The organism is Embleya sp. NPDC025285 (genome assembly GCF_055558835.1).
In genome coordinates, this window is record NZ_JBVHLU010000081.1 from 44,702 (window position 1) to 53,474 (window position 8,773).

Here is an 8,773-nt window from a genome sequence, read left to right on the forward strand (position 1 = left end):
AGCACAGCACGACGGCCCCGCGGAAGGTCGTGTCGACGCGGTGTTTCGCGCGTACCGGTACTTCACCGCGCTGTCGTATCCCCTTGGCCGCGGTCGCGTCGGCGGTCGCCGGGGGATGCCGGACGCCGACGGGCAGCGTGTATGGCGCTGTTCGGCCTCGGCAGTCCTGATCGCGGTCGCCAACGAGCGGCTGTGACCGGCGCTTTCCGGCGGGCCTTCGTCGTCACCGCGCTCTGTGCCGCAGCGGGCTACGCCATGGCGGTCGCCGGACGCCGCACCCTGAAACCCGCCGCCGAGGACGTATGAGAGCAGCGTTTTCGACCCACGCACCACGGTGACCGGGGGCGACGGGGTCGGCGCCCATCGAGTCGGGGCCCGGCCGAGGAACGCCGCGTTGGCGATCCGGGCCGGGGAACGTGGAACCGACCGAGTGTCGTGGTGCAGTCCGCCGGCGACGGGACTCCGTGGCCCGGGAGGTCGGTGCACGGGAGCGGCGAGGGGAATCCGTCCCGAATGCCCACCTCTTGCCCGAACGTCGGGCAGCCGGTGACGACTTCGTGTCGTCCGCCGGCCGTAGGCAGGAGGCGTCGACGGCGGTGTGACCGTGGCCCGGGCGGGACAGGGCGACCGCCCATCTGCCAGACTGGACGGGCAAGATTGATACTCACCCAAGTTCGTCAGCGCCTGGTCGGTCGGTGGAGCGCGCTGCCGTGCTCGCCCGGTTGCGAGCGCGGCCGGCCCTGCCCCGGTGGCGCCGTGCCGTGCGTCGGAACCGAGCCCGTCTCGGAAGGACCGTCATGGCCACCGACCACCACGACATCGAGATCGACGAGGGCGGCTACGTCCCCGATCCCGATCGTGACACCGCAGTTCTCCTCGACGCGTTCCACGACCACATCGCCCGAACCGTTCGCGAGCGGTCGCTCCCGGACGAACTGCTCGGCGCGATCCGCGTGTTGCACGACGACCTCATGGCCGCCAACGCGCACCTGATCGACGACGAGCCGTCCCGGCACAACCTGCGTCTGACCCTGGTGCTGGTCGCCGCGTATCGCACGCTGCTGCCGCGTCTGGGCCGCGACGACGCCCTCGCCGCTGTTCGAGCCGCGTTCGTCGAGCCGTTCCACGAGACGTTCCGGGCGGGAACTCTCGCGATGCTCGACGCCGCACCCGACCCGTTCACGGCCATGGTCGCGCTGTCGAAGACCCGCGAGGAGCAATCCTTCGGCGCCACGTTCACCTTCGACCGCCCGGTGGACGACGGCCGGAGCTACCTCCTCGACGTGCACCGCTGCTTTTACCACGACGTACTGGTCGCCAACTCCGCCCCGGAACTGACGCCCGCCATGTGCGCGTTCGACAGTTCCTGGGTCGAGGCGATCGATCCGGACCGCCACGGCTTCCGCTTCGAACGCGTCACCACGATCGGCCTGGGCGGAACGCACTGCCCGTTCCACTTCCACCGCGACACCGTCGTCGGGGAGAAGGAAGCCGACCTCGACTGAACCATCCCGTGGCGGGGACGCCCGAGACCGGGCGTCCCCACCACGGGGGACAGGCGCACGATCCCGCGCGCCGGCCGTTCCCGGACGCACGTCACGCGCAAGCACGGCCGGCACAGGCTCGGTTGCGCGCACCGACCGTCCGCGGGAAAGGAGCCCAGTGCACGCGGCGAAATAGTGCTTATGTGACTGAATAGTCGAGTTGTGAGCACCTGGGTCGGGTGTTGCATACAGCCGGTGCATAGGACACGGTTGCAGGAAGACAACTATTTTCCAGCGGCAGAGAGGTGGTGGGGTGCGCGCGATGCGTTCCCCGGCTTGTGATCCGTACTTCGGGTACCCCCAAGACTCCGCGCGGTGGTGACGTTCACGTCGGCACCACGTGGAACAACGCCCCCTATCCCGTTGTCGTCGCCGACGGCGGCGGGGACATCGTCGAAACCAACGAAGGCGCGCGCCGCCTGTTCGCGCACGCCGAAGAGGCCGGGGAAGGTCTGGCCGCAGGCGGCCTGCCGCACTGGCTCGCACAGGCCCACCACCGCCTGCCGTCGGCCGGGGCGCCACCGGCGGCCGTGTCGGGCGCTGTCGCCGGCCGTACGTTCGAGGCATATCCCTCGCTGGTCGAGAACGGGGATGTGGTGTGGTGGCTGGTGGAGGATACCGATCTCCGTCGGGCCGAGCAGGCGCTGCGCGGCGAGCGTGAGCGAGCCGCGCTGCTCGCGGAGATCTCCGGTGCGCTGCTGTCGTCGCTGAATGTCGAGCGCTGCGCGGAGGTGACCGCACGGATGGCCGCGGATCACCTCGCCGATGCGGCGGTCATCGTCGCCCCGGCCCAGGGTCGCCGGCACGCGCTGACGTACGCGCAGGTCGGCGGTGAGGTCACGCAGGCGGTGGTGTCCATCGACGCGCGAACGGTCCCCGGGTTGGCGGAGGCGTTGCAGGGATTCCCGCCGGTGCCGACGCGGTGGATCGACCCGGACGACGTCCCCGGCTGGGTCGTACCGCCCGGGTTCGCCGGTGTGATCGGATCGGTGATCGTCACCCCGCTGCCCGGGCACGGGGTGCCGGCCGGGGTGCTGATCCTGTTGCGGTCCAGCACGCACCAGGCGTTCACGGACGGCGAGGAGGTCTTCGCGCGACTCTTCGCGGCGCGGGCCGGTGCCGCGCTGTCGGCGGCGCGGCTGTACGCGGAGCAGGCGTCGATCACGGCCACGCTGCTGCGGGAACTGCTGCCGCCGCGGCTGGAGCGGGTGTACGGCGTGGAGTACGCCGGCGTCTATCGGGCGTCACAGGACCACGAGCGTGTCGGCGGTGACTTCTATGACGTCCATCCCGGTGCGGACGCGTCCAAGGAGACCTTCGTCGTCTTGGGCGACGTGGCGGGCAAAGGTCTGGAAGCCGCCGTCCTGACCGGAAAGATCCGCAGCGTCCTGCACGCGCTGTTGCCGCTGTCCGGTGACCACCAGCAGGTCCTCGTCCTCCTCAACGACGCGCTGATGAACTCCCACCACACCCGGTTCGCGACCCTGGTGCTGGCTTCCGTCCGGCGGAGTTCGGGGCAGGTGCTGCTGCGACTGACGAGCGCCGGACATCTGCCGCCGCTGATCGTCCGGGCCGACGGTCGGGTGGAGGAAGCCGCCACCGGCGGCACACTCGTGGGAGCCCTGCCCGAGGTCCGGGCGCGGAGCGTGGATGTGGTTCTGGAACCGGGCGAAACCTGCCTGCTGTACACGGACGGGATCACCGAGGCCCGCGGCGGGCCGCTGGGCGACCAGCTCTACGGTGAGGAGAGGTTGCAGGAGGCTTTGCGGGAGTGTGCGCGGATGCCGGCGGAGGCCGTGGTGGAGCGGGTACAGATGCTGGCGGCGCAGTGGTTGGGAGGCGGTCGTCACGACGACATGGCCACGCTGGCGATCACCAACCCGGCCGGCGCCCACGACGAGTTCCACGAGGTCGGGCACGGGAGCCGCGAGTCGCAACGGCGGGAGCCGTGATGGCCGACGTCTCGGAGCAATGCCCGCTCTCCGGGCTTTCGGAGCGCCTGTGGACGGCTGTGATCGGCAGGGACGAGCCCGGCGCGATGCGGCTGGTCGCCGCGGCGGCCGATGCCGGGGCCGACGGAGAGAGCCTCCTGCTGGACGTCGTGGCGGGCGTGCAACACCGCATCGGGGTCGAATGGGCCGCGGACCGGATCAGTGTGGCCGAGGAACACGCGGCCACCGCGATCACCGACCGGGTCATCGCCGCCCTCGCCCACCACCATCCGGCGCCGCCCCTCGCGCAGACGCGGGGGCGGATCACGGTGGCCTGTGTGGATGGCGAATGGCACTCCCTGCCCGCCCGGCTGCTGGCCGAGATCCTCACCCGGCGCGGCTGGCGGGTGGACTTCCTGGGCGCCCATACCCCGACTCCGCACCTGATCGCGCATGTGCACCAGACCAACCCGGCAGCCGTGCTGCTGTCGGCGTCGCTGCCCACCCACCTGCCCACCGCGCACCAGGCGGTGACCGCCGTGCAGTCGCTCGGCATCCCGGTCATGGTCGGCGGCGCCGCCTTCGGCGAGGACGGCCGCTACGCCCGTCTTCTTCGAGCCGACGCCTGGGCCCCCGACGCGCGACGAGCCGCCGACCATCTGGCCCAGGGTGTCGCCGGCCATCGCCCGGGTCGGCGACACGAGATCGACGACCTGCCCCATCTCGCCGATCAGGAATACACCCTCGTCAGGACCGGCCGCACCGCCCTGGTGCGGCAGTGTCTGGTCGCCCTGGACGAGCGTTGGCCCGGCATGCGTACGTACAGCGCGGCCCAGCGCGAACGAACCGCCGAGGATCTCGCCCACATCGTGGACTTCCTCGCCACGGCGCTCTACGTCGACGACGTCGCGCTGTTCACCTCGTTCGTCACCTGGACCGCGGACATTCTCGCCGCCCGCCACGTGCCCGCCGCGGGCTTGCGCATGGGTTTGGACGTCCTCGCCGGGCAACTGCGGGATTTTCCCCGCGCCCTCACCTTCCTCGGCATCGCAACCGACACCCTGCCCACGGCGCCCGCCCACTCCGGCCCAGGAATCGCATGAGCTCCTACGTGCCAGTCGAGCTCTCCGTCGACATTCAGGCCGGCGACACACAGTCGCTGCGCCTGGCGATCCGGGGAGACCTCGAATACGACACCATCGACGCGTTCACCCAGCGGGTGAACGCGGTGCTGGACACGCATCTGGAGCGGCACGGCCCGGCCCTGTGTCATCTGCACCTGGACTGGGAAGGTCTGACCGCCATCGACTCCGGCGGACTGTCCGCTCTGATCGGCCTGCGTCGTCGCACACATTCCGCCGGAATCGCCCTGCACCTGCATCGGCCACCCGCGCAGCTGACCCGCTTGCTCGATGTCACCGGTGTCAAGGGATACCTCACCGGGCGCACCGACGCCGACAACGATGGTCACGGCTGCGCGGCGGGAGGGAACAGCGGCGGCGAGTCCGCCTCCTCCCGCTGAAGGCCGGCGCCCGAACGCGGTGGGCTCGAGCCCCCTTGCATACGCAGGGGGCTCGAGCCTCGGCGCACACGGAGAGGCTGGGAGGCCCACCCCCCCATCCCACCGAACCGCGACACCACCGCCCGCCCGCCACCCGTACCGGCGCGGGTCGAACCAGGCCAAGGCACCCGTCGTGCAACTTCGGCCCGCCGAGGCGCCGCGTCAACTCCTCCGCCCGGTAGGCCAGTAGGCCGGATTCAGCTTCGTGGCCTTCCGATCGGACCAGTGCGCGGGGGAGTCGTGGTCGACTCGGCGCGCGCAGCCGTCCGTGCTCGCGCGTTCGGCGGCGGATCACGCGTACCGAACCGTGACGCATGTCCACCCGCAACATTTGTCATCGATCAATAATTCGATACGCTTCGCGTCGGGACGCCGGGGGGCAGGGCACAGCCGTCGACGTCAGGGAATGACATTGATGTCGTCGTCCGAGCCGTTTGCCTGCGGCCGGGCGTCATTGCTCGCTCGTCCGACGGAGGGGGGTCGTCATGGGAGATCGGCATCGGCCGGCATCCGGTCGGGACGTGTGCGCCCGACGTGCTCGGCACTCCCCGCACACGGTGGAGGGGGCACGTCGCGCAGGCCGCGCGAGGTGGTCGGTCGCCTCAGGCGGTTCGCGCTCGCCGGGCGAGCGATGGGTTGTCCGCCGCCTCGTCCATGACAGGAACGGCGGCGTTGCGCAGGGATTCGAGCCCCTTCAGCAACATCGCCCGCGATTCGCCCGACATGCGCGCCGTGACGACCGCCAGTTCCCGCTCGCGGCGGGCCCGCAGATCCGCCAGGAAGGCACAGCCCCGCCCGCTCAGCCGCAACTGCAGTTCACGACGGCTGTTGGCGCTGGGCAGGCGCTCGACGAAGCCCACGGCCTGCAGGCGGTCACACAGGCGACTCGTCGAGGAGGGCGTCGACCGCAAGCCGTCGGCCAACGTGCGCAGGTTGATGCCCTCGTGCTGCTCCAGCAGGAACAGCGCGCGTAGCTGTGACGGAGAAACGGGCGCCGTGGACGCGCGCCCCAGCAGCATCTCGAGCAACTCGGCCGCCGCGGTCGCAACGCGCGCCGTCTCGTCCGAATGGTCGTGTCGAGAGGAGGTAACCCCGCTCACCGCCTTACTCTGACGCCCGAAACGGCCGTCGGTCCGACGGCCGTGCCGTCACCACAATAGACGCTATAAAAGCGGTTGATCCGACAGGCGGTCCGGGCCGTTCCGCAGACACGCCACAAGGGTGCTCCTTGCCGCACCCGCAGAGAACGGCTGAAGACATACTGTGAATGCATACGAGGAAGCCGAGCGCGCGTTGCGCGCCGCGCCCCCGCATGGACTGCTCGACGCCATCCGCGGCGTGCTGACGCGGCACTACCGGGCAGGATCCGTCGAGCTGCTGATGGCCGACTACAGCCTGACCGCCCTGCTTCCGGTGTCCGCGCTCCCGCCCGCCACCGAACCCCTCGCCGAACCCCTCTCCATCGACAACAGCCCTCAGGGCCGGGTCTTCGGCGCGCAGGAGCCCGCACGCGAGGAATACGCGGAAGCCACGGTCGTCCACCTCCCGGTGACCGTACGCGGCGACCGCCTCGGTGTCCTCACCGTCACCCTTCCGACCGACGCCTGTTCGCCGGCGATCCCCACCGAACTCGCCGACATCGCCGAGATGCTCGCTCACGCGGTGACCGTCGCCGAACGCGACACCGACCTCTACCGCCGGGCCCGGCGCAAGGACCGCCTGACCCTGGCGGCCGAAATGCAGTGGGAACTCCTGCCCGGGCGAGCCTGCAGCCGCGACGAATACGCCATCGGCGCCCAGCTCGAGCCCGCCTACGCCGTCCACGGCGACAACTTCGACTGGTCCGCCGGCGCCGACCACCTCGTCCTGACGGTGACCAACGGCATGGGCGAGGGCATCGACGCCGCCCTGCTCAGCAGCCTGACGATCAACGCCCTGCGCAACGCCCGACGCGCCGGCATCCCCCTTGCCGACCAGGCGGCCCTCGCCGACCAGGCGGTCTACGCCCAGCACCGCGGCGACGCGTACCTGTCCGTCCTGCTGCTGGACTTCGAACTGGCCACCGGACGGGTCCAGGTGGTCGACGCCGGCTCCCCGCGCCTGCTGCTCCTGCGCGAGGGAACGGTGACCCCGATCGACTTCGACGCGCAACTGCCCCTGGGCATGTTCGAGGAGACCGACTACACGGCGCAGGAATTCCACGTCCGGCCCGGGGACCGTCTCGTGTTCGTCAGCGACGGCGTCCACGCGGTCGCCTCGCCGGCCGGCGAGGCCTACGGCGAACGTGCGCTGGCCCGGTCGATCAGCGCCACCCGGCTGCTGCCGCCCGCCGAGATGCCTCGCGCGGTCCTGCGCGAACTCACCGGCCACCGCGGACGCCCCGTCCCCGACGACGACGCCCTGGTCGTCTGCCTGGACTGGTACGGCAGACCCACCGCCCCCGACCACGCGTCGTCCGCCGACCCCGAACGGCACGACACCCACTCCGCCACCTTCCCCGCCCCACCGCACGCTCCGCGGTGACGGCGCGGCGCGACGCTCGGGCGTGACTGCCGGGTGTGACGGCGTCGCGGGCCGGGAGCAAGGGGACCGCCGAACGTTCGCCCAGGTCGCGCAGCCGGGAGGCGGCGGTCTCCACCGTGTGGAGGCGGGATGGGCCTGAATCTCGATCCCTCCTCGGTCACTGTCTCGAAGCGGGGCCGCAACACGACGCAGGCCGCCGAACGCCTCTCGACCCGCGCGACGATCAAAGAGTGCCGATCGGCGAAGCCGTCGTGCACACGATGGTGGGATTTTGCCGTCGTGTGCCCTCGCGCCGGTGGCGCTCCGCCGGCCTGGTTGCCGAGGGAGCGCCACCCATCGTCGGGTCTGCGCGTGGACTACAACGTGCCTGCGGGGCCGGCGCCGGGGGCGCCGGGAGTACCCGGTGTCGTGTTGCCGTAGTAGTCGCCGGTGCGGCTGCGGTGGTCGTGGTCGTCGAGGTGCTTGTCCTTGTCGAACTCGGGGGAGTTCTTGATCTCTTCCTTGGTGCGCGAGACGTGGACGACCTTGTTCTCGGTGTCGATGCTCGCGATCGTGCCCGCGGGGAGCAGGACGTGCTTGCCGAAGATCCACACACCCGTGTCGACCACCAGGTAGGACGCGTCGACGTCGTCGTTGTGCTTGTCGACCTTGCCGATGTGGCCGTCGGTGGCTTCGACCTTGTATCCGGCCAGGCTCGTCCCCGCGGTGTAGCCGGACTCGGGACGGTGACCCCACACGTTGTCGCCGGTGCTCACAGGGAACTCCTCAACTCCTGACGAACTCCTTCACCGCAGGCGGATTGCCACGGCGGGAGCCGTCGTCTCGAATGGTTCGAGCCGCGCCTGCCCCGTCGATCCGGTCGCACACCCACCCCGACGCTCAGGACGCGTGGACCACGGTCCGTGCCGGGCCGATGCGCGACGTCATGGGCGCGGCCGCTTTCGGAGTGAACACGCTCGCGATCCCATCGCCCACCCACTCGCACCCATGCCCGACGAGCCCGACGGGCGCTGGTTCCGGCCCTGGCAGTCGCGAGGGAAACAGGGAAACCGCGGCGAAAGGGCTTCGAGGGAACGGTGGGAATGGTGGAAACGGCGCCGAATCCTGTCCCGGAAACACCCCGGTAAACCGCCATCTTTTCAGGCATGCGCCCGAATGGGTGGGGCACAAGCGGGTCGGAGGTAAAACAATGATTCCCCTGCTGGTAGTCCTGC

At 70.5% G+C, this 8,773-nt stretch carries 7 protein-coding genes; 5 read left to right on the forward strand and 2 right to left on the reverse strand.

Annotated features, from left to right (window positions below):
• The first annotated feature begins 797 nt into the window (after positions 1 to 797).
• From ACZ4FV_RS38140 to ACZ4FV_RS38155, 4 genes are all read left to right on the forward strand, one after another.
• Positions 798 to 1,505 carry an L-2-amino-thiazoline-4-carboxylic acid hydrolase gene (locus ACZ4FV_RS38140; RefSeq protein WP_465325155.1) on the forward strand — a complete coding sequence of 236 codons (708 nt, stop codon included), beginning with the start codon at positions 798 to 800 and terminating at the stop codon, positions 1,503 to 1,505.
• A gap of 317 nt (positions 1,506 to 1,822) precedes the next feature.
• The gene (locus ACZ4FV_RS38145) at positions 1,823 to 3,496 is read left to right on the forward strand and encodes a PP2C family protein-serine/threonine phosphatase (RefSeq protein ID WP_465325157.1); all 1,674 of its coding nucleotides are present in this window, start codon (positions 1,823 to 1,825) and stop codon (positions 3,494 to 3,496) included.
• The gene (locus tag ACZ4FV_RS38150; RefSeq protein WP_402239666.1) at positions 3,496 to 4,578 is read left to right on the forward strand and encodes a cobalamin B12-binding domain-containing protein; all 1,083 of its coding nucleotides are present in this window, start codon (positions 3,496 to 3,498) and stop codon (positions 4,576 to 4,578) included. The genes ACZ4FV_RS38145 and ACZ4FV_RS38150 overlap by 1 nt, the downstream gene beginning before the upstream one ends.
• On the forward strand, positions 4,575 to 4,997 hold the full coding sequence (locus ACZ4FV_RS38155; protein WP_395859946.1) for an STAS domain-containing protein: 423 nt from the start codon (positions 4,575 to 4,577) through the stop codon (positions 4,995 to 4,997). Before ACZ4FV_RS38150 ends, ACZ4FV_RS38155 begins: the two co-directional genes overlap by 4 nt.
• Positions 4,998 to 5,638: 641 nt before the next feature.
• On the opposite strand, the gene ACZ4FV_RS38160 is transcribed toward ACZ4FV_RS38155, so the two are convergent.
• Positions 5,639 to 6,055: a MarR family transcriptional regulator gene (locus ACZ4FV_RS38160; protein WP_395860938.1), complete on the reverse strand. Its 417-nt coding sequence runs from the start codon at positions 6,053 to 6,055 to the stop codon at positions 5,639 to 5,641.
• A gap of 244 nt (positions 6,056 to 6,299) precedes the next feature.
• Between ACZ4FV_RS38160 and ACZ4FV_RS38165 the strand changes: the two genes are divergently transcribed.
• Positions 6,300 to 7,559 carry a PP2C family protein-serine/threonine phosphatase gene (locus tag ACZ4FV_RS38165; RefSeq protein ID WP_395859945.1) on the forward strand — a complete coding sequence of 420 codons (1,260 nt, stop codon included), beginning with the start codon at positions 6,300 to 6,302 and terminating at the stop codon, positions 7,557 to 7,559.
• 356 nt (positions 7,560 to 7,915) lie between these two features.
• On the opposite strand, the gene ACZ4FV_RS38170 is transcribed toward ACZ4FV_RS38165, so the two are convergent.
• Entirely contained in the window at positions 7,916 to 8,314 is a 399-nt protein-coding gene (locus tag ACZ4FV_RS38170) for a PRC-barrel domain-containing protein (RefSeq protein WP_465325159.1), read from the reverse strand.
• Between the last annotated feature and the right edge of the window lie 459 nt (positions 8,315 to 8,773).

Excerpts from the sequence above, each read along its gene's own strand:
- ACZ4FV_RS38140 (WP_465325155.1), top strand. The coding sequence starts at position 798 with ATGGCCACCGACCACCACGACATCGAGATCGACGAGGGCGGCTACGTC.
- ACZ4FV_RS38150 (WP_402239666.1), top strand. The coding sequence starts at position 3,496 with ATGGCCGACGTCTCGGAGCAATGCCCGCTCTCCGGGCTTTCGGAGCGC.
- ACZ4FV_RS38155 (WP_395859946.1), top strand. The coding sequence starts at position 4,575 with ATGAGCTCCTACGTGCCAGTCGAGCTCTCCGTCGACATTCAGGCCGGC.
- ACZ4FV_RS38160 (WP_395860938.1), bottom strand. The coding sequence starts at position 6,055 with ATGCTGCTGGGGCGCGCGTCCACGGCGCCCGTTTCTCCGTCACAGCTA.